This window comes from Nocardia heshunensis (assembly GCF_054782115.1).
This window is the reverse complement of the sequence record NZ_BAAGTC010000007.1, coordinates 381,450-407,301: the sequence shown is the minus strand read 5'-3', so window position 1 is coordinate 407,301 and position 25,852 is coordinate 381,450. Positions and strand designations below refer to the sequence as shown.

Annotated in this window: 27 protein-coding genes; 9 read left to right on the top strand and 18 right to left on the bottom strand. The window is 67.0% G+C overall.

The features are described 5' to 3' along the window. The first annotated feature begins 111 nt into the window (after window positions 1–111). Both ACYVN4_RS24950 and ACYVN4_RS24945 read left to right on the top strand, forming a co-directional pair. A complete protein-coding gene (locus tag ACYVN4_RS24950) occupies window positions 112–1,365 on the top strand; it encodes a lipase family protein (protein ID WP_460724412.1) in 1,254 nt (417 codons plus the stop codon). 116 nt (window positions 1,366–1,481) lie between these two features. Beyond that, window positions 1,482–1,961 (top strand): hypothetical protein, encoded by a 480-nt coding sequence (locus ACYVN4_RS24945; RefSeq protein ID WP_460724411.1) that lies wholly within the window; start codon window positions 1,482–1,484, stop codon window positions 1,959–1,961. On the opposite strand, the gene ACYVN4_RS24940 is transcribed toward ACYVN4_RS24945, so the two are convergent. Further along, window positions 1,958–3,610, bottom strand: a complete 1,653-nt coding sequence (locus ACYVN4_RS24940; RefSeq protein ID WP_460724410.1) for a PucR family transcriptional regulator — start codon at window positions 3,608–3,610, stop codon at window positions 1,958–1,960. The two genes, ACYVN4_RS24945 and ACYVN4_RS24940, sit on opposite strands and share 4 nt — an antisense overlap. A gap of 204 nt (window positions 3,611–3,814) precedes the next feature. Here ACYVN4_RS24940 and pruA point away from each other — a divergent pair, with 204 nt between their 5' ends. Continuing rightward, window positions 3,815–5,473: an L-glutamate gamma-semialdehyde dehydrogenase gene (pruA, locus tag ACYVN4_RS24935; protein WP_460724409.1), complete on the top strand. Its 1,659-nt coding sequence runs from the start codon at window positions 3,815–3,817 to the stop codon at window positions 5,471–5,473. Next, window positions 5,473–6,432, top strand: coding sequence for a proline dehydrogenase family protein (locus tag ACYVN4_RS24930; RefSeq protein ID WP_460724408.1), 960 nt, complete (start codon window positions 5,473–5,475; stop codon window positions 6,430–6,432). Before pruA ends, ACYVN4_RS24930 begins: the two co-directional genes overlap by 1 nt. A 29-nt stretch (window positions 6,433–6,461) precedes the next feature. On the opposite strand, the gene hsaA is transcribed toward ACYVN4_RS24930, so the two are convergent. Beyond that, window positions 6,462–7,652 (bottom strand): 3-hydroxy-9,10-secoandrosta-1,3,5(10)-triene-9,17-dione monooxygenase oxygenase subunit, encoded by a 1,191-nt coding sequence (hsaA, locus tag ACYVN4_RS24925; protein ID WP_460724680.1) that lies wholly within the window; start codon window positions 7,650–7,652, stop codon window positions 6,462–6,464. Between the two features lie 318 nt (window positions 7,653–7,970). Between hsaA and ACYVN4_RS24920 the strand changes: the two genes are divergently transcribed. Beyond that, on the top strand, window positions 7,971–9,398 hold the full coding sequence (locus ACYVN4_RS24920; RefSeq protein WP_460724407.1) for an amino acid permease: 1,428 nt from the start codon (window positions 7,971–7,973) through the stop codon (window positions 9,396–9,398). Window positions 9,399–9,476: 78 nt separating this feature from the next. On the opposite strand, the gene ACYVN4_RS24915 is transcribed toward ACYVN4_RS24920, so the two are convergent. The 5 genes from ACYVN4_RS24915 to ACYVN4_RS24895 all read right to left on the bottom strand — a co-directional run bounded on the left by ACYVN4_RS24915 (window position 9,477) and on the right by ACYVN4_RS24895 (window position 13,525). Then, window positions 9,477–10,391: a hypothetical protein gene (locus tag ACYVN4_RS24915; RefSeq protein ID WP_460724406.1), complete on the bottom strand. Its 915-nt coding sequence runs from the start codon at window positions 10,389–10,391 to the stop codon at window positions 9,477–9,479. A gap of 193 nt (window positions 10,392–10,584) precedes the next feature. Next, window positions 10,585–11,244 carry an HAD-IA family hydrolase gene (locus ACYVN4_RS24910; protein ID WP_460724405.1) on the bottom strand — a complete coding sequence of 220 codons (660 nt, stop codon included), beginning with the start codon at window positions 11,242–11,244 and terminating at the stop codon, window positions 10,585–10,587. Between the two features lie 67 nt (window positions 11,245–11,311). Beyond that, a complete protein-coding gene (locus ACYVN4_RS24905) occupies window positions 11,312–12,214 on the bottom strand; it encodes an EamA family transporter (protein ID WP_460724404.1) in 903 nt (300 codons plus the stop codon). Between the two features lie 232 nt (window positions 12,215–12,446). Further along, entirely contained in the window at window positions 12,447–12,659 is a 213-nt protein-coding gene (locus ACYVN4_RS24900) for a DUF397 domain-containing protein (RefSeq protein ID WP_460724403.1), read from the bottom strand. Beyond that, on the bottom strand, window positions 12,656–13,525 hold the full coding sequence (locus tag ACYVN4_RS24895; protein ID WP_460724402.1) for a helix-turn-helix domain-containing protein: 870 nt from the start codon (window positions 13,523–13,525) through the stop codon (window positions 12,656–12,658). The genes ACYVN4_RS24900 and ACYVN4_RS24895 overlap by 4 nt, the downstream gene beginning before the upstream one ends. Before the next feature lie 316 nt (window positions 13,526–13,841). Here ACYVN4_RS24895 and ACYVN4_RS24890 point away from each other — a divergent pair, with 316 nt between their 5' ends. The 3 genes from ACYVN4_RS24890 (at window position 13,842) to ACYVN4_RS24880 (ending at window position 15,731) form a co-directional block, all read left to right on the top strand. Next, window positions 13,842–14,051 (top strand): hypothetical protein, encoded by a 210-nt coding sequence (locus tag ACYVN4_RS24890; protein WP_460724401.1) that lies wholly within the window; start codon window positions 13,842–13,844, stop codon window positions 14,049–14,051. Window positions 14,052–14,184: 133 nt separating this feature from the next. Further along, window positions 14,185–15,111, top strand: coding sequence for an NADP-dependent oxidoreductase (locus ACYVN4_RS24885; protein ID WP_460724400.1), 927 nt, complete (start codon window positions 14,185–14,187; stop codon window positions 15,109–15,111). A gap of 110 nt (window positions 15,112–15,221) precedes the next feature. Beyond that, the gene (locus tag ACYVN4_RS24880) at window positions 15,222–15,731 is read left to right on the top strand and encodes an Lrp/AsnC family transcriptional regulator (protein ID WP_452401834.1); all 510 of its coding nucleotides are present in this window, start codon (window positions 15,222–15,224) and stop codon (window positions 15,729–15,731) included. Between the two features lie 16 nt (window positions 15,732–15,747). On the opposite strand, the gene ald is transcribed toward ACYVN4_RS24880, so the two are convergent. From ald to ACYVN4_RS24840, 8 genes are all read right to left on the bottom strand, one after another. Next, the gene (gene ald, locus ACYVN4_RS24875; RefSeq protein ID WP_460724399.1) at window positions 15,748–16,854 is read right to left on the bottom strand and encodes an alanine dehydrogenase; all 1,107 of its coding nucleotides are present in this window, start codon (window positions 16,852–16,854) and stop codon (window positions 15,748–15,750) included. A gap of 188 nt (window positions 16,855–17,042) precedes the next feature. Next, the gene (locus ACYVN4_RS24870) at window positions 17,043–17,354 is read right to left on the bottom strand and encodes a DUF3349 domain-containing protein (protein WP_460724398.1); all 312 of its coding nucleotides are present in this window, start codon (window positions 17,352–17,354) and stop codon (window positions 17,043–17,045) included. Window positions 17,355–17,383: 29 nt separating this feature from the next. After that, window positions 17,384–17,686: a DUF3349 domain-containing protein gene (locus ACYVN4_RS24865; protein ID WP_460724397.1), complete on the bottom strand. Its 303-nt coding sequence runs from the start codon at window positions 17,684–17,686 to the stop codon at window positions 17,384–17,386. Between the two features lie 7 nt (window positions 17,687–17,693). Continuing rightward, complete coding sequence (locus ACYVN4_RS24860) at window positions 17,694–17,987, bottom strand: hypothetical protein (protein WP_460724396.1); 294 nt, start codon at window positions 17,985–17,987, stop codon at window positions 17,694–17,696. Window positions 17,988–18,001: 14 nt separating this feature from the next. Further along, entirely contained in the window at window positions 18,002–19,186 is a 1,185-nt protein-coding gene (locus tag ACYVN4_RS24855; RefSeq protein ID WP_460724395.1) for an inorganic phosphate transporter, read from the bottom strand. 224 nt (window positions 19,187–19,410) lie between these two features. Further along, the gene (locus ACYVN4_RS24850) at window positions 19,411–19,617 is read right to left on the bottom strand and encodes a heavy-metal-associated domain-containing protein (RefSeq protein WP_460724394.1); all 207 of its coding nucleotides are present in this window, start codon (window positions 19,615–19,617) and stop codon (window positions 19,411–19,413) included. A 12-nt stretch (window positions 19,618–19,629) separates the two neighbouring features. Continuing rightward, window positions 19,630–20,676, bottom strand: a complete 1,047-nt coding sequence (locus tag ACYVN4_RS24845) for an urease accessory protein UreH domain-containing protein (protein WP_460724393.1) — start codon at window positions 20,674–20,676, stop codon at window positions 19,630–19,632. Window positions 20,677–20,836: 160 nt separating this feature from the next. Continuing rightward, on the bottom strand, window positions 20,837–21,418 hold the full coding sequence (locus ACYVN4_RS24840; RefSeq protein ID WP_460724392.1) for a hypothetical protein: 582 nt from the start codon (window positions 21,416–21,418) through the stop codon (window positions 20,837–20,839). 138 nt (window positions 21,419–21,556) lie between these two features. Here ACYVN4_RS24840 and ACYVN4_RS24835 point away from each other — a divergent pair, with 138 nt between their 5' ends. After that, complete coding sequence (locus tag ACYVN4_RS24835) at window positions 21,557–22,672, top strand: hypothetical protein (RefSeq protein WP_460724391.1); 1,116 nt, start codon at window positions 21,557–21,559, stop codon at window positions 22,670–22,672. Window positions 22,673–22,720: 48 nt separating this feature from the next. Here ACYVN4_RS24835 and ACYVN4_RS24830 read toward each other — a convergent pair whose 3' ends face one another. From ACYVN4_RS24830 to ACYVN4_RS24820, 3 genes are all read right to left on the bottom strand, one after another. Beyond that, complete coding sequence (locus tag ACYVN4_RS24830) at window positions 22,721–23,851, bottom strand: glycosyltransferase (RefSeq protein ID WP_460724390.1); 1,131 nt, start codon at window positions 23,849–23,851, stop codon at window positions 22,721–22,723. 285 nt (window positions 23,852–24,136) lie between these two features. Beyond that, window positions 24,137–25,015: a carbon-nitrogen hydrolase family protein gene (locus tag ACYVN4_RS24825; RefSeq protein ID WP_460724389.1), complete on the bottom strand. Its 879-nt coding sequence runs from the start codon at window positions 25,013–25,015 to the stop codon at window positions 24,137–24,139. 149 nt (window positions 25,016–25,164) lie between these two features. Beyond that, window positions 25,165–25,782 carry a TetR/AcrR family transcriptional regulator gene (locus tag ACYVN4_RS24820; protein WP_460724388.1) on the bottom strand — a complete coding sequence of 206 codons (618 nt, stop codon included), beginning with the start codon at window positions 25,780–25,782 and terminating at the stop codon, window positions 25,165–25,167. Between the last annotated feature and the right edge of the window lie 70 nt (window positions 25,783–25,852).

The following is a 25,852-nucleotide window of genomic DNA, read 5'->3' as shown; positions in this document are numbered from 1 at the left end:
GCCGCGGAGGAATTATTGGAACGTTCGGCGTGTCGCAAACGGTCAGGCTGCCGGGAAGCCCGACAGTTATCGGCAACTTCGTAGCGACCCGCTGGAGGTATGTATCCCGTGATGACCGCCGTGATTCGTCGCGGCGCGGCCGGTTCTCGCGTCCGCCGTCTGATCGCGCTCGGTGCGCTGCTCGTCTTGCCGTGTGCACTGCCCGTTCTGCTGGTTTTCACCGCCACCACCGCGGGCGCATCACCGCTCTACCCGACACCGGATCCCGATCCGTTCTATCAAGCCTCGGCCGATATCGCCGCCGCCGCACCCGGCGACGTGCTCGCGGTGCGAGCCATGCCGTCGCTTCCGATCTTCCCGGGTGTCACCGTGACGCTGGTGAAGTTCCGCTCCACCAATTCCGCGGGCAACCCCATCGCCGCGACCACCACGCTGCTGCGCCCGGCCTCCGCCGCCCCCGGCGCGCCGTTGCTTTCCTATCAGCACATCATCAACGCCCTGGGCGCCAAATGCGCTGTATCCCATGTGCTCTACACCCAGGACCCGAATCTGGCGGTGCGTGAGGCCCCGATCCTCAACGGCCTGCTGCTGCGCGGCTGGTCGATCGCGCTGCCCGATCACCTCGGCCCCACCATCGCCTACGGTGCGGCGCGACTGGGCGGCATGATCACCCTCGACGGCATCCGCGCCCTGCGCCGCGTCCACGAGTTCAGCCTGGAGGCGAGTCCGGTTGCGCTGCTGGGCTATTCCGGCGGCGGCATGGCGACGGCCTGGGCCGCGGCCCTGCAACCCCGCTATGCCCCGGAGTTGCGGTTGGCCGGAGCGGCGGCGGGCGGCGTCCCGATGAATCTCGTCAAGATGATCGAAGCCCTCGGCTACCAACATCATCCGGTGTTCGGGCTGGCGGCGGCCGCAGCGATCGGCCTCGAGCGTGAATACCCCACCCAACTGCCCATCGGCGACAGCATGAACGCCGCCGGACTGGCCATGCGCAACGCCATCGCCAATGGCTGCACCAATGAGATCCTCGTCGCGGGCGCGGGCCACAGCGCCCTCGACTTCGCCGCCTCCACTTCGCTGGTGCAGGATCCGATCGCGCGACATGTGGTGGAGGACAACAGCCTCGAACTCTCCGACGCCCTCCCCACCACCCCGATCTACGAATGGCACTCCCCGCAGGACGCCCTGATCCCGGTCGATGCCATCACCAACACGATGCACCGCTACTGCGCCGCCGGCCTCACCGTGCAGTCCGAATTGTTCCCCTGCCCCGACCATCTCACCACCGCGGTCCTGGGCGCTCCCGCCGCCGTCAGCTGGATCGACGCCCGCTTCCGCGGTGAACCGGCCCCCTCGAACTGCTAGGGCCGTAGTTCGGTGTGGACCGAAAGATCGGCGTCGTAGCGTTGGGCATGCTGAATTTCCCGGTTCCGAGTGTTCCTGAGGCAACGGATGGTGTCGCGTGGTTGCGGGCGAGTGTCGTGCGGTTCAGTGAGGGGGAGGCGCACAGGCGTCGGCGGGCGCTCGTCGAGGCGGAGTTGCGGGGTGTGGATGTCGAGGCGTTGCGAGGCGGTGGGGGAACGCCGACCGCGAAATTGGCGGTGGCGCTGGGGTTGTCGCCGACTGTCGAGGCGGACGTGGCACTGGTCGCGCCGTGTTATCAGCCGCATATGAGCGTCACTCCGGAGGCGGATCTCGCGGTTGCTCGTCTGGTGGCGGCGTGCGGTGGAGTAGCCGATGAGGTCACGGCCAACCGGATCGGGCTGCTCGTGCAGGCACACGGGGCAACCTTGGCGTTGATCGAGGGGCGAAATCCGCCGGTGCCCACCACCCGTCGGGTCGCGCCGTCGGGTGAAGTCGTGGAAGTCGATCTCACCGGGAGACCGTTCGGCGAGGGTCGGCATGCCTGCCCGGGACGCGAGCATGCGTTGGCGTTGGCCGCGGGCGCGGTGACCGCCTAGGGATTCGGTCGGGCGCCGCGGCGGTGGCGCGAGAGTTGCAGTTCGAGCAGAAGGCGGTCGGCGGGGTCGTCCAGGTCGATGCCGGTGATGTCCTGGGCGCGACGCAGGCGGTAGCGCAACGTGTTCGGGTGGATGTTGAGGGCGGTGGAGGCGGCGCGGACGTCACCGTGGTGACGCAGGTAGTGAGTGAGGCTGGATTCGAGTTGGGCGGCGTGGGTGGTGTCGTAGTCGAACAGGGCGGTCAGGCGGGGGTCGTGGAGTTCCGGCCGGGCGGCGATGAGGTCGAGGATTTCGCCGAGCAGCACGGCGGTGCGAGATTCGGCGAGGGTGGTGACGCGGTCGCAGGGGAAGGAGGCGGCGGTGGAGTCGAGGACACGGTCGACCTCGAGCCGGGCGCGGGCAACACCGGCGAGGTCGGGGACGGGAATCGCAATGGCAGCCCGCAGGATCAGGGCGCTGGCGGATTCGAGCTGGTCCACGAGCTGACGGGCCCAGGCGGTGACCGCGCGGGCGGACTGATAGCGCGGCAACAGGATGTAGGCGCGATCACCGATCCGGGTCGCCAGCGAGTCGCGCCGAAATGCCCCGGCGCGCAGGCGAAGTGCGCTGCCGAGGGTGTCGCGGTCCCGGGCGGTGGGGGTGTCACCGGTGAGGGCGAACCCGATGACGGCGGCCGGTCCGGTGACGGGGATGCCGAGCGCGCCGGCCACCGAGGGCACGTCAACGCCATCGCCGTGCGCGCCGAACAGTCGCTGGATCAGCAGCGCCTCGGTCGAGGGTGCGTCCAAGCTGCGGGTGATGATGCGAGCCGCGATGGCGGACGCGCCGCGCAACACCTCGGCCGCACCGGGTTTGAACGGTTGCTCACCCTCCTGCAGCCAGATCGAGCCGAGCACGCTGTCGTCCCCGGGCCGCCGAATCCCCACGGCCAGCCGGTGTTTGATGTCGAGTTGAGCCGGGACATCGATGACCTCGTCGGTTTGCCGCAGGCGGTCGAAGACGCCCCACTGTTGCAGGATGCGCAGATAGTCGCGGGGCCCCTCCCGCCCGAGGATGGATTGGATCCGCATCCGATCGGCGGCCTCGTTCGACGCCGAGTAGGCCAGCACATGTGACCGCGCGTCCTCGATGCTCACCATGCCGCCCGCGTTCTGGGCGATGATCTGCGCTAGCCCGAAGAGGTCCGTATCCGCGCCCAGTAAATCCTGATCCGCGCTGTCACGCGCGCGGTCGGTGCGGTCGAGCATGCGCCGGATCAGCGGATACACATGATCCCAGCGCGCCCGCGGATGCACCGCGACGATGGCGACGCCCACCCTCGCCGCCGCCTGCTGGAATGCCTCCGATTCGGCTGCGGTCTTGGTCAGGACGACGCGTGGGCGCTGCCCAGGTGCCCGGCTCTCGACCTCGCCCAGCCAGCGCACCGCCTCCGCCTCGGCAATGCCCACCTGCAGGTAGATGTCCGACATCGGTGCGTTCGCAACAGTTTCCGACGCCAAATCCGAGCTGTCGACCAACGCCACCGAACGCACCGCCACCTCGTCCCCGAGCGGGGCGTGGACGAGCTCGACCAGGGTCGTGCCGAGCGCGCCGATCAGATCGCACAGGGCGACGCCGGTCGGCGGGGATGCGGTTTCGGTGTGGGCCACGATCTTGCCTCCGATGCTCCGGCCTGGTCGACGGGATGAGGGTCCGGGCGCGGGGCTTCGAGCCTGGCGAGATCCGCCGTTCAGCCGAACGTACAACACATTGGGTGGGGCTTTGGCCGATCGGCTCAATATTCGTGGGCCGGTTCGGGGTTGACTCGGCGTCATCGCTGCGTGGCCCGGGCCACTGATCGCCAGGAGGATGTCATGGACGCTGTCACGGTCACTCCGACACCGGTGAACGAACCGGTGGGGACATTCGCGCCCGGGAGCGGGGAGAGGAAACGGCTACAGGACAAGCTGGCCGAGCTCGCCGGGAGCGCCGTCGAGATCCCGCATGTGATCGCGGGCAAGGAGCGGCGCGGCGCGGGCGAGGTGGTCGATGTGGTGCAGCCGCATCGGCATTCGGCGGTGCTGGGGACGATCACGGTGGCCGAGGCGCGGGATACCGCGGAGGCGATCGAGGCGGCCGCCGCGGCGGCACCGGCGTGGCGGGCGCTGTCGTTCGACGAGCGGGCGGCGGTGTTCCTGCGGGCGGCGGATCTGTTGTCGAGGCCGTGGCGGGAGACGATCGCCGCGGCGACCATGTTGGGGCAGTCGAAGACCGCGTATCAGGCCGAGATCGACGCACCCTGTGAGCTGGTGGATTTCTGGCGGTTCAATGTGCACTTCGCGCGCGGGATTCTGGCCGAGCAGCCGATTTCGGTGCCCGGGGTGTGGAATCGGGTGGAGTATCGGCCGCTGGAAGGGTTCGTGTATGCGGTCACGCCGTTCAACTTCACGGCCATCGCGGGGAACCTGCCGACCGCGCCCGCGCTGATGGGCAATACCGTGGTGTGGAAACCCTCTCCGACCCAGGCGCTTTCGGCCTACTGGACGATGCGGCTGCTGGAGGCGGCGGGCCTGCCGCCCGGCGTGATCAATCTCGTGCACGGGCACGGTCCGGAGGTCTCGGCGGTCGCGTTGGCCGATCGGCGGCTTGCGGGAATCCACTTCACCGGATCGACGGGCACCTTTCAGCATTTGTGGCGGTCGGTGGCCGAGAACATCGCCGGGTACGACACCTATCCGCGGCTGGTCGGCGAGACCGGCGGCAAGGATTTCGTAGTCGCGCACAGCTCTGCCGACCCGAAAGTGTTGAGTACCGCGCTCATTCGCGGAGCGTTCGACTATCAGGGTCAGAAGTGTTCGGCGGCGTCGCGGGCGTTCATCCCGAAGTCGGTGTGGTCGCGGATGTCGGGCGACTTCCTGGCAGCAGTGTCGGAACTGACCTATGGCGACGTCACCGATTTCACCAATTACGGTGGCGCGCTGATCGATCGACGCGCCTTCGAGCGCAATGTGGCCGCCCTGGATCGGGCCAAGGCGACCCCGAGCCTGACCGTGCTCACCGGTGGCCGCGCCGACGACAGCGTGGGCTATTTCGTGGAACCGACCGTGCTGCTGGGTGAGGATCCCACCGACGAGGCCTTCCGCGCCGAGTATTTCGGCCCGATCCTCGCCGTGCACGTCTACGACGACGCGACCCCGGACGGGTTCGAGAACGTCCTGGGCCTGGTGGATCGCGGCTCGCCCTACAGCCTCACGGGCGCGGTGATCGCGCAGGACCGGGCGGCAGTCGCCACCGCGACCGAGCGACTCCGCTTCGCGGCGGGCAACTTCTACATCAACGACAAGCCGACCGGCGCGGTCGTCGGGCAGCAGCCCTTCGGTGGTGCGCGGGCCTCGGGCACCAATGACAAGGCCGGGTCGCCGCAGAACCTGCTGCGCTGGACCTCGACCCGGACCATCAAGGAGACCTTCGTGCCGCCGACCGAGCATCGGTATCCGCATCAGGAGGTCGCGACGGAAGTGGGGGAGCGCTGATGTTCACCACCGTTATGCGGCCCGCCCTGCTGGCGGCCTCCCGGTCACCGCGGGTGGAACGCACCGTCACCTCGATGGCCACCACCCGGAAGATGGTGCGGCGCTTCGTCGCCGGAGAAACCGAGGAGCAGGCGGCCGTCGTCACGGCTGATCTGCTCGACTCGGGCCGGTACGCGAGCATCGACTATCTGGGCGAGGACACGACCGATATCGAGCGGGCGCGCGGAACCGTCTCGCACTACCTGGCCTTGCTGGGGACCCTGGAGGGTTTGCCGGGGTCCACGGGAACGGTTCGCCCGCTGGAGGTTTCGCTCAAGCTCTCGGCGCTGGGCCAGTCCCTGCCCCGAGACGGGCACGCCATCGCCCTCGAACACGCCCACAAGATCTGCACGGCCGCCGCGGCCGCGGGCGTATGGGTCACCGTGGATGCCGAGAACCACACCACCACCGATTCCACGCTGGGAATCGTGCGCGCGCTGCGGGAGGATTTTCCCTGGGTGGGCACGGTGTTGCAGGCGTATCTGCTGCGCACCGAGGGCGACTGCCGCGATTTCTCGGGGCCGGGATCGCGAATCCGCCTGTGCAAGGGCGCATATCGTGAACCGGCCGAGGTGGCGTATCAGGACCGGGACGCGGTCGACGCGTCGTATCTGCGCTGCCTCGACGTCCTCATGGGCGGCCTGGGCTACCCGATGATCGCCACCCATGACCCGGTCATGCTCGAAGCCGCGGCAGGCTACCTGCGTTCGGGCCGCCGCGGCGTCGACGGCTTCGAGTTCCAGATGCTCTACGGCATCCGCGACGACGAACAGCGGCGGCTGGTCGGTACCGGCGCGCATCTGCGCACCTATGTGCCCTACGGCGATCAGTGGTACGGCTATTTCATGCGCCGCCTCGCCGAGCGCCCGGCCAATCTCGCGTTCTTCCTGCGATCCTTCGGTCCGGGCGCACGACGGTAATCGGTTGTGTCACACCGCGATAATGCGGGTCACACCATGATCAGCAGCGGGTCGAGGCCGAACTTGTACTTGCCGTACATGTCGTAGACCTTCTCGGCTTCATTGGTGGCCTGCACCCGGGCCGCGCGCGCGTCCCGGAACAGCCGCTGCAGCGGCGTGCCCTTGGCCAGGGCCGCCGCTCCCGCGGATTCCATGAACACGTCGATGGCGGCAACACAGCGCTGGGTGGCGCGCACCTGGTCGCGGCGGGCGTCCAGACGGGTGTCGATGCTGGGTTCGCCACCGGCGAGGATGGTTTCGTACTCCTCGACAATGTGGCCCGACAGCTGCCGCCACGAAGCATCGATATCGCTGGTCACTCGGCCCACCCGCTCGGTGACATACGGATCGTTCTTGGCCTGCTCGCCCGCGAAGGCGATCCGCCAGCGCTCGCGCTGGTAGTCGACGTAGATGTCGCGCGCGCCCTCGGCCATGCCCAGCACCGGGGTGGAGATGCCGGTCGGCATGATGGTGCCCCACGGCATCCGGAAGACCGGCTCGGTATTGACCTGCACGCCCGGCATGGAGCCGTCGTTCATCGCCTGGAAGCTGAGGAAGCGGTGCTCGGGGACGAAAACATCCTGCACCATCAGGGTATTGGAGCCGGTTCCGGCCAAACCGAAGGTGTCCCACACATTGTCGATGGTGAAGTCCGACTTGGGGATCAGGAAGCTGCCGAACAGCGGCAGACCGTCGATCATGATGGGTGCACCATCCGCGAGCACCGGGCCGCCGACGAGTGCCCAGTCGGCATGGTCGCAGCCGGAGGAATAGCGCCACGCGCCGCTGAGGCGGAAGCCGCCCTCGACCTTCAGGCCCGCGCCCATCGGGGCGTAGGACGAGCAGACCAGGGCCTCCCGGTTCTCGCCCCAAACCTCCTGCTGCGCTTGCTGATCGAACAGCGCGATGTGCCAGGGGTGGATGCCGAGCACGCTCGAGACCCAGCCGGTGGACCCGCAGGCGCGAGACAGGCGGCGGATGGCGTCGTAGACGATCACCGGCTCGGCAGCGAAACCACCCCACTGCGTGGGCTGCATCAGTTTGAAGAATCCGGTCGCGCGCAGGTCGGCGATGGTTTCGTCGGGGATGCGCCGCAGATCCTCGGTCTCCTGCGCGCGCTCGCGCAGCACGGGTAGCAGCTTCTCGATTCGGTCGAGCACCTCGTGCTCGTACACGCCCAGGGTCACGTGGACTGAACCCCCACCTTGATATTCGAATGGAACACGTTTCGGTTTCGAAGGTTAGAGCACCTGCTCGGGCTTCGCCCACCGAAACCGCGCCGCCACAAGATGTTCCGCGCCCGACCACGACTTCGGGCTGCCGCGACACGCCCGACCAGCCGATTTCGAGTGCTTTGGCCGGTCGGACAACGATTCTGAACTTTATTTAACCAATCGCCCGATCACAGCCCCATACATGGTCCGATTAGCTGATCTAGCTCGAGTGTGACCTGCGTTACTCGCATCGGCGCGGGACGCAGCGGAACGAAAGGATCCCGCATGTCCATTGCGGAACTGCGCGGCCAGATCTTGCGTCGCAAACCGATCACCGAGGTCGAGGACGACACGCCCGCCGACGAGCGGCTGTCCAAACACCTCGGCCTGTGGCAGCTGACGGCCATCGGGGTGGGCGGCATCATCGGCGCCGGCATCTTCGCGCTGGCCGGGTCGGTGGCCAACAAGACCACGGGGCCTTCGGTTCTCATCTCGTTCCTGATCGCCGGCGTGGCCAGTGCGTGCGCGGCGCTGTGCTACGCGGAATTCGCGGGCATGGTCCCCAAGGCCGGATCGGCCTACACCTACGGTTATGTGTCGCTCGGTGAACTAGCCGGATGGTTCATCGGGTGGGATCTGCTGCTCGAGTACGTGGCGGTGGCGGCGGTGGTCGCCATCGGGGTCTCGGGGTACTTCAACTTCCTGTTGGATCAGATCGGAATCACGTTGCCGCACTGGATGCTCGGCGCGGCCGGGACCGGTGACGGGCACAAGGTCGACGTGTTCGCGATCCTGTTCTGTCTGGGCAGCGCGTGGGTGCTCTCGCGGGGGATCCGCAGTGTGGGTCGGTTCGAGACGGTCGCGGTGGGGATCAAGGTGGCGATCGTGCTGCTGATCATCGTGCTCGGGGTATTCAAGATCAATACCGCGAACTATCACCCCTACTTCCCGTACGGGACCGGCGCGGTCTGGACGGGTGCGGCGACGGTGTTCTTCGCGGTGTTCGGCTACGACGCCATGAGTACCGCGGCCGAGGAATCCAAAGAGGCGAAAAAGCATCTGCCCAAGGCGATCATCTACTCCCTGGCCATCGCCATGGTGCTCTACGTGCTGGCCTGCCTGGTGCTGACCGGCATGCAGAAGTACACCGACATCAGCCCCACCAGCGGCTTCTCCACTGCGTTCAAGGCTGCCGGCATGGGCAGCGTCGCCAACATCATCGCGATCGGCGCGATCGTCGGCATCATCACCGTGGTACTCACCTTCATGCTGGGCGTCACTCGCGTCTGGTTCGCCATGAGCCGTGACGGCCTGCTGCCCGCCTGGTTCGCCAAGACCCACCCGGTCCGCAAGGTGCCCACCCGCGTCACCTGGATCGTCGGCATCGGCTCGGCCATCCTGGCCGGACTGCTGAAGATCAATGTCGTTGCGGAACTGACCAATATCGGCATCCTGATGGCGTTCATCGTGGTCAGCGTCTCGGTGATCGTGCTGCGCTACACCCGCCCCGACGAACCCCGCGAATTCCGCCTGCCCCTGATGCCGGTCGTCCCGGTCGTAGGCATCGGCTTCTCCATCTACCTGATCTGGTCCCTGCCCTGGGAAACCTGGGTCCGCTTCGCCGCCTGGCTGGTCATCGGCCTGGTCATCTACTTCGGCTACTCCCGCTTCCACTCCCGCCTGGCGCAACCGGCGGCCATCGAAAACATCTGAGCCCCACAGACTCCGGGCGGCGCACCGACGCCAGCGCCGCCCGGAACCCACACGCGGGCTGCCTCGCCTCGGACGCCGTCAACTCCGCTGATAGACGTCGATGAGGTGGGCGAGCAGTCCGCGTGTGCGGGTGCAACCCTGGTATCTGGTCTCCACCGAGATCTGGTCGTAGGGCGCGACCGTCCCACCCTCGGCAGCCGGAGCCCGGTATCCGAGATAGGCGGTGAAGCGGCAGTCGCTCCCTTGCTCCGTCGTGACCGGAACCGCACCGATATCGTCCCGAACGCCCTTGATCGGCGACGTGGACACACCGAAAAACACCATGATGTATTCGGCGTCATCGGGATTCGCCGGGGCCGTACGGCCCTCGCAGTACGCCGGTTCGTCGAAGTCCAACCGGATCGGCATCGTCGATTCGACCGCGTCCAGGGCCCCGCAGGGGTCCATTCGGGCCAGTTTGGTGTCGGCGCCGGGGAATTTCGAATCGCTGTGCAGCGGGGTGGTGTGCACCAGCGGCAGCGAGGCCCGGACAATCGATTCCAGCGCGCCGCAGTCATCGTCACCGTTCTCGAATTGCAGGCTGGAACTCGCATCGCGGCTGACGGCGATATGGCATTCGTTGCCCGGCTGTTCGTGCCCCTCCTGCACCGGCACACCGTCGAGGGTGACGGTCGTGATGGTGTTGCGGGAACCGAGGTTCAGCCGGTCCGGCGCGACGACGGAAACGTCGAGATAGCCCAGTGCGCCGTTGGTATGGCGCAGCTCGCACCCACCCGGCTCGTCGCGCACCTCGATCGGGGTGGGCCCGCGGACCGAATCCAGGTCGACGAAACCGCAGGCGTCCAGGGGGCGTAGCGGTTTGGCCTCGTCGACGAGCTTGCGCTCGGGGGCGCTGAGCCGGTCGTAGTAGGACGGCGCGGGCCGATGGTGCGGACCGCATCCGGTGACCAGCACGGCGAGCAGGCAAATCGGCACGAGGACAGCAGATTTCACGATTCGCCGTCCCGGGTCGCCTGCCCCGCGTCGCGTCGCGGTGGCGACAGCTGCTCGTTCGACAGCTGGGCATTGTCGATCATCATCCCTCCCCGGTGGGCCGCGCTCCGCGGCACCGGAACCGACAGTAGCCGCCTCGCTTGTCGGAGCTAGGGGAGAGATGTGGAGATCGTGTGGTGAAAGTTGTTGCGGGTCAGGGCAGGACGTGGATGGCGATGAGGCCGTTGGTGAACTCGACGGCGATCTGGGTCAGGTCGCGGACGTGGGCGGTGGGGGAGAAGGCGATCGCGCGGGGGCCGACTCCGATGACGCGCATGCCTGCGGCCTTCGCGGCGGCGATGCCTGCTTCGGAGTCCTCGAAGACCAGGCAGTCGTCGGGGGAGAGGCCGAGTTCGGCTGCGCCCTTGAGGAAGCCCTCGGGGTGGGGTTTGCTCACACTGACCGATTCTGCGGTGATGCGGATCGCGGGGATCGGGAGACCGGCTGCGCCCATGCGCTTTTCGGTGAGGGGGATATTGGCGGAGGTCACCAGGGCGTGCGGGAGGTCGGCGACGGCGACCATGAATTCGGGGGCGCCGGGGACCGGGACGACGCCATCGACGATCTTGGCCTCCTGCTCCAGCATTCGTGCGTTGTCGGCGTGATTGAGTTCGGCTGGGCGATCGGGCAGCAGCGCCGCCATGGTCGCCCAGCCCTGGCGGCCGTGCGCCACGGCCAGCACGTCGGCGATCGGCAGGCCGTGTTCCTCGGCCCAACCGCGCCACAGGAACTCCACCACGGCTTCCGAATTCACCAGGGTGCTGTCCATATCGAGCAGAAGTCCACGAGCTTCGAACGTAGCGTCAGCCGTCATAGACTGGTTATAACCAGAATCGCCGCGTGGCGCAACGACGCCAATCACCTTCTCCGCGAAACCTCAGCTACCCGGCCAGGGCCGCAAGGGCGACGGCGAGGATAGCCAGGCCCACCCAGGACAGGGTCGGGAGGCGTTCACCCAGGACCGCGATGCCAAGGAGGGCAGCCACGGCCGGTTCGGCGAGGGTCAGGGTGGTGGCGGTCTCGACGGTGGTGTGGCGCAGGCCGTAGCCGAAGAGGCGGTAAGCGAGGAACGTGGTGAAGAGCGCCAAATGCAGGGCGACGGCGAGGCCGCGCGGGGCAGCGAGCCAGGCTGGGCCGGACGCCAGGACCACCGGCAAGACCAGCAGGGCGGCGAGGCCGAACATGGTGCCCATCACCGTGTTCGAAGGGTGGTCGCGGGCGATGAGGGTACTGCCGACCAGAGAGTAGACGGCATAGGTCAGGCCGCCGCCCATGGCGAGGGCGACGCCGACCAGGTCTATGTGCGCCCTAGAATCCGCCAACTGAGGGCCGAGAACCAGTAGCGTGCAACCGATCACGGCCAACATGGTCGCCAGACACCACCGCCGGGTCGGCCTGCCGTGACCGGTCAGCCATGACAACAGGCCCGCGAACACGGGAGCGCTCCCCAGCGCGATGACCGTAGCCACCGCGACACCGGTCCGCGACACCGCGGGATAGAAGGTCACCGGATACCCGGCTACCGCGCAGGCACCCAGTATCAACAGCCACCGTTCGGACTTGCTGAGCCGCAGCCGATTTCCCCGCCCGGTCAGGTAGAGCAGCGAGCCACCGAGCACGAGCCCGGCCGAACCGATAGCGGCGGCCGAAGTTCCGGCCGGAGCGAAGGACGCGGCCGTCCCGGTGGTACCCCAGCACACCGAGGCGATCAGAATCGGCGCGCTACCGCGCCAAGAGGTGGAATGAGCGCGCGCAGCGGCGCGAGAGGTCGTGCGATTGGACACTGTCGTGAACTCCGTCGTCGAATTCCGATGGGAAGGAATCGAAACGGGCGCACGACGGAAACCAGACTGCCGAGAAGGTCAGCCGGAGTATGAAGCGAAGCTCAGCCGATGCGCCCGATCAGACGACGGGCGGCGGCGTGACAGCGTGCCAGTAGGTTCCCACGCCCCGAGCGTACAAGAAGGGAGGACGAGCATGATGCCCTGGCCTCCCATCGGCGAGTATCCCCGAGGATCAGCCCAAATCGAACCGACCGTCTTGCACCGCACTCGTGAACCGGTCCCAGTCGACAGGACCGATGACGAGCACCGGGCTCGTATCGCCCAACTTCGAATCGCGGATGGCGACGTGGCCTCCGCGCAAATGCGCTGCTTCCAGGCATTCGCCGCCCGAACTGCTGCTGTATGTGCTCTTGAACCAGTGTGGCCTGGACAGGTCGACTCTCACGATCTGAACTCCTTGGCTATCGACAATATGAACTGCCGAGTTGCGTCCGGCTCCAACGCTACTCGGGCAATCTCGGTGAATGCGTTGCGATAGATCAGCACCTCACCTTCACGCTCCAGATACAGATCACCGGCGTAGCCCTCGACGAACACCACCGGCCGCGCGACCATGCCGGTGGCCGGGAGCTTCGGAAATTCCAGTAGCGAGAACGAGCCCACCATCGAGCCCAGGCAGGGCGCATCGTTAGCGACCATGCGGACGGTGATGTGCTCCTGCAACGAAAGATCCGCGAGCCGCTCCAATTGCTCGGCCATGACTGCCGGGCCACCGATCTGGTCGCGAAGCACCGCCTCCGCCACTATCACATCGATGGAGAGTCCGTTGTCGTTCAGACGGTCCTGGCGGCGCACGTGCATCTCGATTCGCTTTTCAACCTGCTCGGTCGGCATCTCCGGGAACTCGAGCCAGGCCATGGCGCGCCGATATTCGGGCGTCTGCAGTAGCCCGGGGATCATCGCGATCCGCCACGTGGCAAGTCTGCGAGCCGTGCCTTCCAACGCCAGATAGTGATGGAGTCCCGGCTTCATCTCATCGGCATAGGCGCGCCACCAATTCTTCTGCGCCGAAGCCATTTCCTGAGCCAGATTGAGCAGCAATCGCCGCTCGTCGTCAGTGCAGTGATAAGCGTCAGCAAAGGCGTTGATCCAGAGCTGTGACACCTTCGCCTTGAGCCCGTCCTCGAGACGGCCGATGGTCTGCACGGATGTGCCCACGATGCACGCAGCCGACCTCGACATCTGAGTGCGCTGCCGATACTCGGCCAAGAGCCGACCGAGCGCCCGACCGGCGAGAGTTGAGCCAGACATTTTCGTAGCCTTTCTATCGAAGGCCGTGAAATTTGGAACCCCCCGTGTTGGAAGTTCGGCGCTTTCCTCGCCGACAGCCTGTCGTGACCGTCCCAATTCCATTGGCACCGGAGTAAATCTGAGGTCTGTGTCCAACCCACTTATCACTGACCTTAGCGAATTGCCGGTCATGACAATCGAATACGCGCATCTGATCATGCAGCGGCACCGGAATTGTCTGGTTTCGGTGTGTGCGGTGAAGAACCAGGCCAAACGGCGGCTGGTCGAGTGCGGCGCGCTGGTGCCTGCCGACGGCCCTCATGTTGGGAGTTGAGTTATGAAGCGAGCTTTCGGGCATGACATGCCGGACCATCCGGTGCTGAATCTCGAGGTGGCGCAACGGGCTTTGGTCGAACATGCCGAGTGTGGGGAGGAGTGTGAGGCCAAGCGGTACTTCTCGCGGCAGGTGCCGTATCTGGAGCGGGGCGGGCAGCGGGAGCGGGCGCGGGGCGGGACCAGCTGGAATATCTGGGGTGGCGCAGGGTGAGCGGCCGGGCGGGGCTGAGAATCTGCTGAAAGCTGTTGTTCGGGTGTCTGATTCGATATTGGTTGTCGGTGCTGGGGCGTACCGTCTTTCGGGGAGTCAGGACTGCTGATCCGCGCACCGGAGGGAGCGGGGCATGAAGGCCATTCGCACGCATGATTCGACCGCAGGTATCGCGGGGCTCATCTATGAGGATGTGCCCGATGCCAAGGCGGGGCTGTGTGAGGTGTTGATCAAGGTTGTCGCGTGCGGGATCACGCACAACGAGCTCGATTGGCCGATTTGGACGTGCCGGGCGGGGCATCGGCGCGACACGATCATTCCCGGTAACGAGGTGTCGGGGGTAGTGGCCGCGGTCGGGTTCGGGACAGCCGGGTTCGCGGTCGGCGATGAGGTGTACGGGCTCACCGATCAGCTACGGGACGGGGCGGCCGCCGAATTCGTCGCCGTCGAGGCGCGGAATCTGGCTCGGAAACCGCAGTCGCTGGACCACATTCACGCCGCGGCGGTACCGCGGGCGGGGTTGACGGCCTGGCAGGCGCTCTTCGACCACGGGAAGCTCGAGAAGGGCCAGACCGTGGTCATCCACGGTGCCGGTGGGGCGGTCGGGTCGGTGGCGGTGCAATTGGCGCACTGGGCGGGCGCGGAGGTGATCGGGACCGGGCGGGAACACTCGCGGGAGCTGGCCACCGGGCTCGGGGTCGATCGGTATCTGGCACTGGACAACGGCGACAAGCTGGAAGATGTTGCCGGACAGGCGGATCTGGTGGTCGACACCGTCGGCGGCGAGGTGCTCACCGGGTCGTCGGTGCTGCTGCGGGAGGGTGGCATCCTGATCACGATCAAGGCCGCCAGCGAGTTCCCCACCGATCGCGACGACATCACCAAGATCGTCTTCGTACAGCTACCCAACCGCGATCAGCTCGCCGAATTGGCCCGCCTGATCGACGAGGGCCGACTACAACCCCAGGTCGGCGCGGTCTATCCGCTCGCCGAGGCGGCTGCGGCCTTCACCTCGAAGGCCGGTGGCGGGGTGCCCGGCAGGATGATCCTGCAGCCCTGACGAATCCGGCGGCCGGGCTCGCCCGAGCTTCGGCGGAATCCGGCCAACGACCGGTGAATATTTGTCCGATCTCGCCCTGCCGCGCGAAGTATCTTCTGTACAGTTCGATCATGAAGAAGGTTTCTTCGACACCGAATGGGTCGGGTGGGACGGCGCGACCGGTGCCGTTGGATGCCATCGACCGTCTGCTGCTCGACGAGCTGGCCCGTGACGGGCGCATGACCAACAATGCTCTGGCCGCGGCGGCGGGCATCGCCCCCTCCACCTGCCTGGGCCGGGTGCGGGCGCTGGTGGAGCGCGGGGTGATTCGCGGCTTCCACGCCGATATCGATCCGGCGGCGCTGGGCCGGGATCTGCAGGCGATGATCGCGGTCCGCGTGCACGCCACCGCGCGCAGCCATCTGGCCGAATTCGGCGACCAGATGGCGGCGCTGCCGGAGGTCGAGAACGTGTATTTCATTGCCGGAGCGGATGATTACCTCGTCCATGTCGCCACGGCCGATTCCGGCGAGTTACGCACCTTCGTGCTGGAGCATCTCAGCGCGCACCCGGCCGTCGCGTCGACGGAGACCATTCTGATCTTCGAGCACGTGCGGCCGGGGCATCACGGGGTGTCCTGAACCGCCGGGGTGACGCTCAGGCCGCGAGCGGGTGCGCGGCGTAACCGTGCGCTGCCGCAACCGATTCCGAGAGCAGCTCGCCCTTGTGGGTGCTGAGCCCGGCGGCCAGGCCCGCGTCGGTGGCAACGGCTTCACGCCAGCCCTTGTCGGCCAGGGCGACCGCGTAGGGGAGGGTGGCGTTGGTCAGGGCGACGGTCGAGGTGTGCGGGACCGCGCCGGGCATGTTGGCCACGCAGTAGAAGATCGAGTCGTGCACCCGGTAGGTGGGGTCGGCGTGCGTGGTGGCGTGCGAGTCGGCGAAGCAGCCGCCCTGGTCGATGGCGATGTCGACCAGCACCGAACCCGACTTCATCTGGGCGACGAGCTCGTTGGACACCAGGGTGGGGGCCTTGGCACCGGGCACCAGGACCGCGCCGATCACCAGGTCGGCCTCGCGGACCAGGTTCTCCACCTCGAGGCGGTTGGACATGACCGTGCGGACCTGACCGTGGTACAGGTCGTCGATCTCGCGCAGCCGCGCGATGTTGAGGTCCAGGACGGTGACGTCGGCGTGCATGCCGTGCGCGACGGCGATCGCATTGCGGCCGGACACGCCCGCGCCGAGCACGACCACGCGGGCCGGCCGGACACCGGGGACGCCGCCCATCAGCACGCCGCGGCCGCCGCCACTACGCATCAGGTGGTAGGCACCGGCCTGGGGCGCGAGCCGACCGGCGACCTCGCTCATGGGGGCCAGCAGCGGCAGGGAACCGTCTGCGGCGGTGACGGTTTCGTAGGCGATGGAGGTGATGCCGGAGGCCAGCAGCGCGTCGGTGCAGTCGCGCGAGGCGGCCAGGTGCAGGTAGGTGAACAGCACCTGATCGGCGCGCAGCCGCGAATATTCTTCGGCCACCGGCTCTTTCACCTTGAGCACCAGATCGGCGGTACCCCAGACCTCGTCGGGGGTGTCGAGCACCTGCGCGCCGGCGAAGCGGTAGGCGTCGTCCTCGAAGGTGGAGCCGACGCCCGCGCCGGTTTCGAGGAACACCTCGTGTCCGCGTGCGACGAGTTCGTGTACCCCGGCGGGCGTGCAGGCAACCCGGTACTCGTGGTTCTTCACCTCGCGGGGAATGCCGATCTTCATGCCACTCTCCTGATCTCTAGACTGGTCGGGCGGGATCGCCGCCCGGGGACGAGTATGAAGAAAGTGCGAGATCAGATCCATAGAGCTGAAAATGATTCTTCAGATCAGATCTGAACAATCGTAATCTTCAATTCAGCCGAGTGCGAGGTGGGTCACATCGAAGCATCTTCGACGGTCCGGATCGGCCATCACTGCGCGGAGTCCGGCCAGGTGTCGTCGATCGGCCAGCCGCCCGCGCGCAGCTGCGCGAGCACCCGATCGAGGTCGGCGTCACGCGGCATCTCGTCGGTGAGCTTGGTGATGAGGACCCCGACATCGGCGCGGTCGGCGGGTAGCGCGCCGAGCAGAATCAGCTCGGCGGCCACCTGCCGCACCTGGTCCTCGGTCAACCGCCGCGCCAACACGGCCAGCAGTGGCAGATAGTCGTGATCGGGCACGCCCTGCGGATAGCCCGCGCGCAGCCACGCGACAATCCTGGCGAGCAGTTCGGACAGTGCCATGCGTTCGGAATTCCCCGCCTACCGGGGATTCACGCCTCGGACGGGTGGGCCAGTGGCCACCCGCCCGCGGCCAGCCGGGCCGCGACCCGGTTCACGTCGTCGACGCCCGGCTTCTCGTGGGCCAGGCCCGCGATGGCCGCTTCGATCGCGGCGCGATCGAGCACGCCGTCGGAGGCGAGCAGTTGTTCGATCACCTCGTCGACCTCCTGCTCGGTGAGCCGGCGGTGCAGCACCGCGAACAGGGCCACGTAGTCCTCCCGGGGGACGCCGTGGGGGTAGCCCGCGCGCAGCCATTCCAGGACGGCGGCGAGGATCGAACGATTCGTCGTCATGAGTGCCCTATTTCTTCGGAGGCTTCGCGCCGAACAGCTGGATGTCGAAGGTGTGGCTGATGAAATCCTTGGCGATATACAGGATTCCGGCGAGGACCACGATCGCCGCCGCCGCGAAACACACATAGGCGATGGTGGTGGCGACGGTATTGCGCTGCGCAGTCCGTGGGCCGTCGGCGGCCGGTTCCAGTGCCCAGAACCGGATTCCGGCCGCGAAGATCACCGGGACCCCGACTCCGAGGACCAGCGCGATCAGCGTGACCTCACCCAGGGACTTGGCGATGGCGTTGAAGGTGTGCACTGCTCTTCCGCTCCTCAGGCCGCGGTCTTCTCACGCGGCTGCGACGGCGGGGTGAGCCCACTCTCCCAGTCGTCGTTGACGTTTCGGGTATCGACGGGATTGCGCCGCGAACGCAGGTACATGTAGACCGAGGCGGCGATCAGGATGGCCGCCACGACGACTACGCCCAGCAGGCCGCCACCGAGATCGGCCAGCCACCAGCAGAACGCGCCCACCAGACCGGCCAGCGGCAGGGTCAGCACCCACGCCACCGCCATGCGGCCCATCACGCCCCAGCGCACCTCCGCACCCGGCTTGCCCAGGCCGGTGCCCAGGATGGAACCCGTGGCGGTCTGGGTGGTCGAGAGCGGCAGGCCGAACTGAGCCGAGGTGAGAATGATGGCGGCAGAGGAGGTTTCGGCCGCGAAGCCCTGCGGCGAGTCGATCTCCACCAGGCCCTTGCCAAGGGTGCGGATGATGCGCCAGCCGCCCAGGTAGGTGCCCAACGCGATCGCCAGCGCGCAGCAGACCTTCACCCAGAGCGGGATGTCGTCGTTGTTGGTGTAGGTGCCGTGCGCGACCAGGGCCATGAAGATGACGCCCATGGTCTTCTGCGCGTCATTGGTGCCGTGGGCGAGAGAGACCAGCGACGCCGAACCGATCTGGCCCCAGCGGAAACCGGTGCTCACCTTGCCCTGCGGCGAGCGGCGGGTCAGCCGGTAGACGAAGTAGGTGCCCAACCCGGCCACCAGGCAGGCCACGAAGGGGGCCAGCAGCGCCGGGAGGATGATCTTGTTGATCAGACCGGTCTTCTGATCCCCGGTCCAGATGACTCCGCTCGCACCGAGCGCGGCCACCGCGGCCCCGATCAGGCCGCCGAAGAGGGCATGCGAGGAACTCGAGGGAATTCCGAACAGCCAGGTGAATAGATTCCACAGAATTCCGCCGACCAAGCCCGCGAAAACTATGTGTAGCAAGGCCATATGGTGCACGCCGCCGATATTCAGCAGCCCACCCGAGACCGTTTTGGCGACTTCCACCGACAGGAACGCGCCCACCAGGTTCAGCGCGGCCGACAAGACCACCGCCACCCGGGGGGAAAGCGCACCGGTCGCAATGGATGTCGCCATCGCATTGGCGGTGTCGTGGAATCCGTTGGTGAAATCGAAGGCCAACGCGGTGAAAACCACGATCAACAGAACGAGAAGCTCAGCGCTCACACCCCCAGTGTCACAACGAGATCGCGCAGTCTGAATGGCTCTCGAGCGGAGTTCATCCGAAATTCAGGTGCGTACCCCGGGGCGGTCGCCCCGGGGTACCGCCGCTTACATACCCGGACAGCAACCGGACATCATCGTGCACATCCAGCTGCAGAACATCGACCATGGGTCCATCGGCGATCACCTCCTCCCGCGTGATTCGGAGCCGGAACGCGGCGGGATGTTCAGGCGGGTATCGCGGTGTAGCCGAGGGCGGTGACGGCCGCGACGATGTCCGCGACGGTGGCATTGTCCACTTCGACCGTGGTGGTGGACTTTCGCTTGGAGGTGCTGGCGCGGTGGACGCCGGGGAGATCCTCGAGCGTGTCGTCGATGAGCATGGCGCAGCTGCCGCAGTGCATGCCTTCGACGCGGAAAACCAAGGTGGTCATGGGAATTCACTTTCAGTCGACGGTGACGGTGCCGGAGTACATGCCCATGCCGCAGGTGTAGTCGAGGCGGCCGGGCTGCAATACGCCCAGATCGATGCGCGTCTCGCCGGTGGACGGCAAGACCTGCTGGATGCCGAGGCTGGGAATGACCAGTGAACGGATGCAGCCCTGGGTGGCGGATGTTTTCACCAGCAGAGTGGTGGGGACACCTGCCTGGGCATGCGCGTTGCGCGGGGAATAGGCATTGGAATGCGCGGTGACGACGACGGTTTGGACTCCGGCGTCGACGGTGGCGGCGGTGAAATCCGCCGGGGCGGAATTGCCGAGGAAACGATCGGCCAGCCGGTTGGCGGCCAGCGGTGAACCGGCCAGTTCCAATCCGCCGTTGAGCGTGTAGAAGCCCATGCCGACGACCAGCACTCCGGTCGCCAGCGCGAGGCGGCCGCGCCACACCGTGGCGGCGACGCGGGCCGCGTAACCCAGCACCGCAAACATCGGCCCGGTACCGAGCACGAACACGGCCATGGTCGCCGCACCCCACCACACCGAACCCGAAGTCAGAGCCAGCGCTTCGACGGAAAGCGTGACACCACAAGGGATAAGGACGGTCAGCAACCCGAGGATCGCCGGTGCCAGCGCGGTCCGCAGGCGGGCACCCGACCGCACAGTCCGCTGCCAGGCCGCCGGTGGCTCGACCACGATCCGCCGAAAACCCGGCACACCCAACTGCGCCAGACCGAACACGATGATCAGCAGCCCCGCGCCGATCTGCAGCCAGGTGCGCGAACTCACCGACAACTGGACCGCGCTACCCAACGCACCCAGTGCGGCACCGAGCAGCGTGTGCGACAACAGTTTTCCGGCCAGAAAACCACCGACCGGCGCAAGGTCATCACCAAGCCGGGCTCGACCCGGCGAATTTGATTCGGCAAGCGGCACTTTCGCGCCAACCGCACTGCGCTGCCGAGTAATGAGACCGGTCAGCAGGCCGCCTTGCACAGCGGCACACGAGACACCACCGGCAAACAGGCCGGTGACGAGAACAGGGACAAGATTCACAGAACAACTCCTGCGTCAGGGACATGAGGACATGCGGAGACGTCCCGAACGCATCGCGTCATCCAGCCGAGCGCTGCTCAGACCGACAGCCTCAACCAGTTCCACGCGACACGAAGCGGGGACGCGGTTCACCGACCTCGGCGAACCGAACGCAGTCGGCCTATGTCCGCAGCACGCAGAGTTGCGCGAGACTCAAAGCCCGCGGCAGCGCTGGACGTGCCCGCGCACCGACAGGCCACTGCCACAACGAGATCGCCGCAGCCGACCGCCCAACACCCCGGATGGCAAACCCGGCGAGCAACGCCAGGAACACGGCCAGGCACGCCAGCCCCACACCGGCGGGCAGCTCTGCGGCAGGGCGCTCGTCGACCGTCACCACCATCGCCGAGTCGACCTGCGCCGCGACCATTTCGGGCGCACTCGCCGCCGGGAAAGACCCGGCATCGACCGAGCCGGAAGCAAGGTGAGAGGTCCCTCGACCGATGGGGTCGCCGGAGCCTGCGGTCAGTGCGTCGACATCGAGGATGGCCGGCTGCGTACCGATTTCCTTGATCGCAGGACGCATCGGGGTGGGGTGGCTCGAGGTCTGGCGGGTCAGGGCGCAGGTGGGGCCGGTCATGCCGGGCATGGCCATGGCGGCGCAGTGGGTGTTCTGGAGTAGCAGGAGGCCGAGGACGGAGAGGAATGCCACCAGCCAGCGGCGCACACCCGTGGGGTGTGGGCGGGGCGCGGTGGGCATCACGGCGGCGATACTACTAAGGAGATACGTAGATTGCATCGGCGGGCTACGCCAAGAGTGAAATGAACGCGCGGGGATGGTGTTTCGTAGCCAGAATGGGGCAGTCGTTGTGGCTTCGAAGTTTGCGGGAGGCGCTGAGAGATGGATGAGGTGCTGCTCACGCCGCCGGATGCCGCCGAGGTGCGGTTTGTGGCGCGGGGTGTGGTGAGTGCGGCGATCGGTGAAGCGGGGCTGACGCCGTTGCAGGAGATGCTGATTCCGGCGATGTTCCTGTCGATGACGGGGCATTCGGTGGAATTGGCCGAGGTGAAGCCGATCGGGGCCGCGGAGTTCGCGCACGGGATGGCTCGGCGTAATCGGATCTTCCGCGAGCGGGTGGTGCAGACCATGCTGCTCGCGGCGCTGGTGGTGCGGCCGTTGCCCGAGACGGTGGCGGATCGGCTGCGGGAGTTCGCGGATGCGCTGGGCGTCGACGACGACATGATCGCGGTGGCGCAACTGTATGCCGACGGCGCGGTGGATCTGGCGGCGGTCGACTTCTCCCGCAACGGGTATCTGGGCAATGTGGACCATCTGCGGTTGGATGCGCTGCACTGCGAGGGGCTCGACAGTTCCTGGAGTGCGGTCACCGACGATCCGGCGCTGGCCGGGCGGTGGGGTGAGCTGTGGGAGTTGCCGGTCGGCACCCTCGGGCGCGGTGTCGCCGACTTCTATCGCGATCGCGGGTTCGTCACGCCGGGGCTGGCCGGTTCCGCGCCGCCGCTGCTGGCCCAGCACGACTGGGTGCACGTGCTCGCCGGATACGGCACCACGCTCGAGAACGAGATCGAGGTGTTCGCGTTCATGGCGCGCGCCAATGACGATCCGCGCGCATTCAGCCTGCTGGCCATGGTCATTTCGCTGTTCGAGACCGGGTATCTGAAGGCGGGTGCGGGGCTGTTCGAGGCCGACGAAGGGCATCTGCGCACCAAGGGCATGGCCGAACGCCTCGGTGACGCGATGCGACGCGGCGCGCTCACCCAGGGCAGCCACGACTTCCTGGATCTGGACTGGTTCTCACTGGCCGATCGCCCGATCACGGTGGTGCGCAACGAGATCGGGCTGGTATCCAAGGCGGACACGGCAATCGCCGCGGGGTCGGCCGGGCCATGGCAGCCCGGCGGCATCACGGCGTACCAGCTGAATTCGTCGAAGGTAGCCGCCGAAGCCGAGGGCCGCACCCACATCCCCTGGCATCCAGACCCGAACCGGGACTAGGACGACGCACCCCGGGGGAGTTGGCCTAGCCCGGAACTGAGCGTGCGGTCAGGCTGAGCCGAGTAGGCCGAGCATGCCGGAAACGGCTGCGGGCCAGGTGAATTGCTCGGCGCGGCTGCGGGCGGCCTGGCGGCGTTCTACCGGTGGTCGGGCGAGCACGTCGGTGACGGCGGTTGCGAAGGCGCGGGGGTGGTCGGCGGCCACCGCGCCTGCCTCGGCGGTGACGATGTCGGCCAGGGCGGAGGAGCGGCTGGCTACCACCGGGGTTCCGGCGGCCAAAGCTTCCAAGGCTGCAAGGCCGAAGGTTTCGTGTGGGCCGGGGGCGAGGGAGACGTCGGCGGTGGCCAGCAAGGTGGCCAGAGCCGTTCTGTCGCTGATGAATCCGGCGAAGTGCACGGTTGGGTGGCCGTCGGGGAGCGGCGGGATCATGCGGGCTTGGCGTTCGAGGGCGTCGCGCCGGGGGCCGTCACCGGCGACGATCAGGCGGGTGTCGATACCGCGGCGGCGCAGGGCGCTGACCGCGGCGATGCTGCGGTCCACTCGCTTCTCCAGCGACAGGCGACCGCAGTGCACGAGCAGTGGGTAGTCGTCGGCGCCGAACTCGGTGCGCAGGCGGTGATCGTGGCGGTCGGGGCGGAACATGTCCAGATCGACACCGAGCGGAACGAGTTCGACGTTCTCCACGTCGATGCGCTGGAATTCCTCGCGGGCAAACGCGGTGGTGCAGACGACGACGTCGTAGTTCTCGGCGGTGCGGCGGTTGGCGGCATCTGCGGCGCGGCGCGCGATCGGGCCGGGCAGGACTTGGCCCAGCAGGCGGTCGAGGCGCTCGTGGGAGATCATCACGCCCGCGATGTCGCGGCGGCGTGCCCAGCGGCCGAAACCACGCAGCGTCAACCGATCCGACACCTCCAGGACATCCGGACGCAGCCCCGCCAGGGTGTCGGCGACGCGACGCGGGTCGGCGGCGCGGTAGCCGCCGGTCCACGGAATCTCCGGTGCGGGCAGCGTGATCCGCAGTACCCCACTCCCGAGCAACTCCTCCGACCGCTGCGTACCGGGCACGATGAGAACCACCTCATGTCCGGCGGCCACGTACCCCTCGCCTAGATGATGCAGCGCCGTGCGCAGCCCACCCGAGCGCGGACCGTAGAAATTCGCCAGCTGAACGATGCGCACGTGGCCGATCGTTCAGGGCAACGGGTTACCGTCGGCACCCCCGGCCCCAACGTCACATGAACACCCGCGAAAGAACCAGCGAACCCGTCGTTCCCGACACCCTGCGCCCCCACCCGAACCTCGCATCCCGGGCCAAGCACCAAGATCAGGGAGTACTCAGCGCGGAGAATCGGACAAAATTCCGCACTGAGTACTCCCTGATCTTGGAATTGCGATGGCGCGGCGGCAACCCGGGAGGCCGAGTCCCGGTGTCGCGCGGCCGCCCATGCCGCGCGGCCGCTCGGGTCAGATCTTGCCCGCGTAGGTTTCGGCGACTTCGCGGTCGCGCTTGAAGCCGCCGATTACGTTGGCGGCCTTGACTTCGTCGAGGTCGAGTTCGGCGGTCAGGAGGGCGTCGGTCTTGCCGGCTCGGGCGATGATCTTGCCGAAGGGGTTGATGACCATGCTGTTGCCGTAGAGCTCGAGGGATTCCTGGTGGCCGCGATTGTTGGCGGCGAGCACGAAGACCGAGTTCTCCAGGGCGCGGGTGGTGGGGAGCAGGTCCCAGGCGTGGGCGTATTCGGTGGGCCAGGCCGCGGACAGCAGCAGGATGTCGGCGCCCATGTCGACCAGGGCGCGCTGCTGTTCGCCGTAGGTGATGTCGGCGCAGGTGTTGAAGCCGAAGGTGACCTCGCGGCCGCTGTGCGGGAGGGTCACCGTCTGCACGACGAGGGTGCTGCCGTTGGTCTGCGGTTCGGCCTTGTGCACCGCGCTCGCCCCGCCCAGGTAGCGGTCCATATCCTCTTGCGAGACAGCGTCATACGACTTGCCGTGCAGGTGGATCTTGTCGTAGCGGGTGAGGATGCGGCCGTCGGGGGCGAAGAAGATCGCGGTGTTGAACGGCAGGCCGCCGTCCTCGTTTTCCACCTGGAAGGTTCCGGCGTGCACGTAAGCACCGACCTTGCGGACGGATTCGCCGATGCGGGTGAAGGCCCAGCCGTCGAGGGTGTGCTGTTCGGCGAACTGGATGTCGTCCATGAACGCGCCGTCGAGCCATTCCTCGGGGAGCATGATCAGGTCGATGCCCTGGTCGGCGAGGGATTCGATGCGCTCGCAGGCACGTTCGAGGCGTTCCTTGATCGGGTAGTCGAGCTCGGGCAGGTGCTGGATGATGGCGATCTTCATGGTCTGGCGACCTTTCTGTGGGGGATTGGTTCGAATCGGTTCTCCTCATCAGCGATTCACCAGCAACGTTACCGTCAACATCGGACAAATGTCCGATGTTCTTGGGTTGCGATCATCACACCTCGACGCGGGTAGCGAATCGAGGGTGGTCAGGAGTTGGGGAGACCGTCGGCGATCAGCGTCCGAATGGCCCGGCGGAAGAATTCGACATCCTCTACGCCGCGCGGCCACGCCGAATTCTGCAGGGCTGCACCATCAATGAAGGCCATGATCACGCGAGCAAGGAAGTGCGCATCGCTCACGCCTAGGCGGTCGAGCAATGATTCAGTTACTTCTTCGTAGGTGCTGATAAGTCGTTGCGCGATGGGACGCAGTTGCGGGTCGTGGCGGCATTGCAGATACAGCGACAGCTGCGCGCGCTTGTCCGCGCCGGTCTCACCGGACCGCGCGGCATCACCGATCAGCAGATCCAGATACCGGTCGATCACCTGCTCGGGCGAATCCTGCTCCGGCGCCGGCTCGAGCGCCAGGGTGCGGATCTCGCCGATCAGCCGAGTCGCCGCCAGATCCATTGCCGCCGAGATCAGTTCATCGATCGAGGTGAAGAAGTAGCTCGTCGACGACAGTGGCACCCCGGCCCGCGCAGCAATGGCCCGATGCGTCGCCGCCTTCACCCCGCCCTCCGCAATCACTTCCACCGCCGCGTCCAACACCTGCGCGCGGCGCGCAGCGCCTGCGGCACGATGACTCTGCGGTCGCGGTGACATGCGGCGATGATAACCAGCCCGACATGCGCATTCGCCGCACCACGCGCACCCACCCACCCCGAACCGCACA

Coding starts and splice junctions, on each gene's coding strand:
- ACYVN4_RS24865 (WP_460724397.1), bottom strand. CDS start 17,686: ATGACGACGAATCGTTCGATCCTCGCCGCCGTCCTGGAATGGCTGCGC.
- ACYVN4_RS24820 (WP_460724388.1), bottom strand. CDS start 25,782: ATGTCACCGCGACCGCAGAGTCATCGTGCCGCAGGCGCTGCGCGCCGC.
- ACYVN4_RS24835 (WP_460724391.1), top strand. CDS start 21,557: ATGGATGAGGTGCTGCTCACGCCGCCGGATGCCGCCGAGGTGCGGTTT.
- ACYVN4_RS24890 (WP_460724401.1), top strand. CDS start 13,842: ATGAAGCGAGCTTTCGGGCATGACATGCCGGACCATCCGGTGCTGAAT.
- ACYVN4_RS24910 (WP_460724405.1), bottom strand. CDS start 11,244: ATGACGGCTGACGCTACGTTCGAAGCTCGTGGACTTCTGCTCGATATG.
- ACYVN4_RS24895 (WP_460724402.1), bottom strand. CDS start 13,525: ATGTCTGGCTCAACTCTCGCCGGTCGGGCGCTCGGTCGGCTCTTGGCC.
- ACYVN4_RS24885 (WP_460724400.1), top strand. CDS start 14,185: ATGAAGGCCATTCGCACGCATGATTCGACCGCAGGTATCGCGGGGCTC.
- ACYVN4_RS24880 (WP_452401834.1), top strand. CDS start 15,222: ATGAAGAAGGTTTCTTCGACACCGAATGGGTCGGGTGGGACGGCGCGA.
- ACYVN4_RS24870 (WP_460724398.1), bottom strand. CDS start 17,354: ATGGCACTGTCCGAACTGCTCGCCAGGATTGTCGCGTGGCTGCGCGCG.
- ACYVN4_RS24950 (WP_460724412.1), top strand. CDS start 112: ATGACCGCCGTGATTCGTCGCGGCGCGGCCGGTTCTCGCGTCCGCCGT.
- ACYVN4_RS24920 (WP_460724407.1), top strand. CDS start 7,971: ATGTCCATTGCGGAACTGCGCGGCCAGATCTTGCGTCGCAAACCGATC.
- ald (WP_460724399.1), bottom strand. CDS start 16,854: ATGAAGATCGGCATTCCCCGCGAGGTGAAGAACCACGAGTACCGGGTT.
- ACYVN4_RS24825 (WP_460724389.1), bottom strand. CDS start 25,015: ATGAAGATCGCCATCATCCAGCACCTGCCCGAGCTCGACTACCCGATC.
- ACYVN4_RS24930 (WP_460724408.1), top strand. CDS start 5,473: ATGTTCACCACCGTTATGCGGCCCGCCCTGCTGGCGGCCTCCCGGTCA.
- ACYVN4_RS24850 (WP_460724394.1), bottom strand. CDS start 19,617: ATGACCACCTTGGTTTTCCGCGTCGAAGGCATGCACTGCGGCAGCTGC.
- pruA (WP_460724409.1), top strand. CDS start 3,815: ATGGACGCTGTCACGGTCACTCCGACACCGGTGAACGAACCGGTGGGG.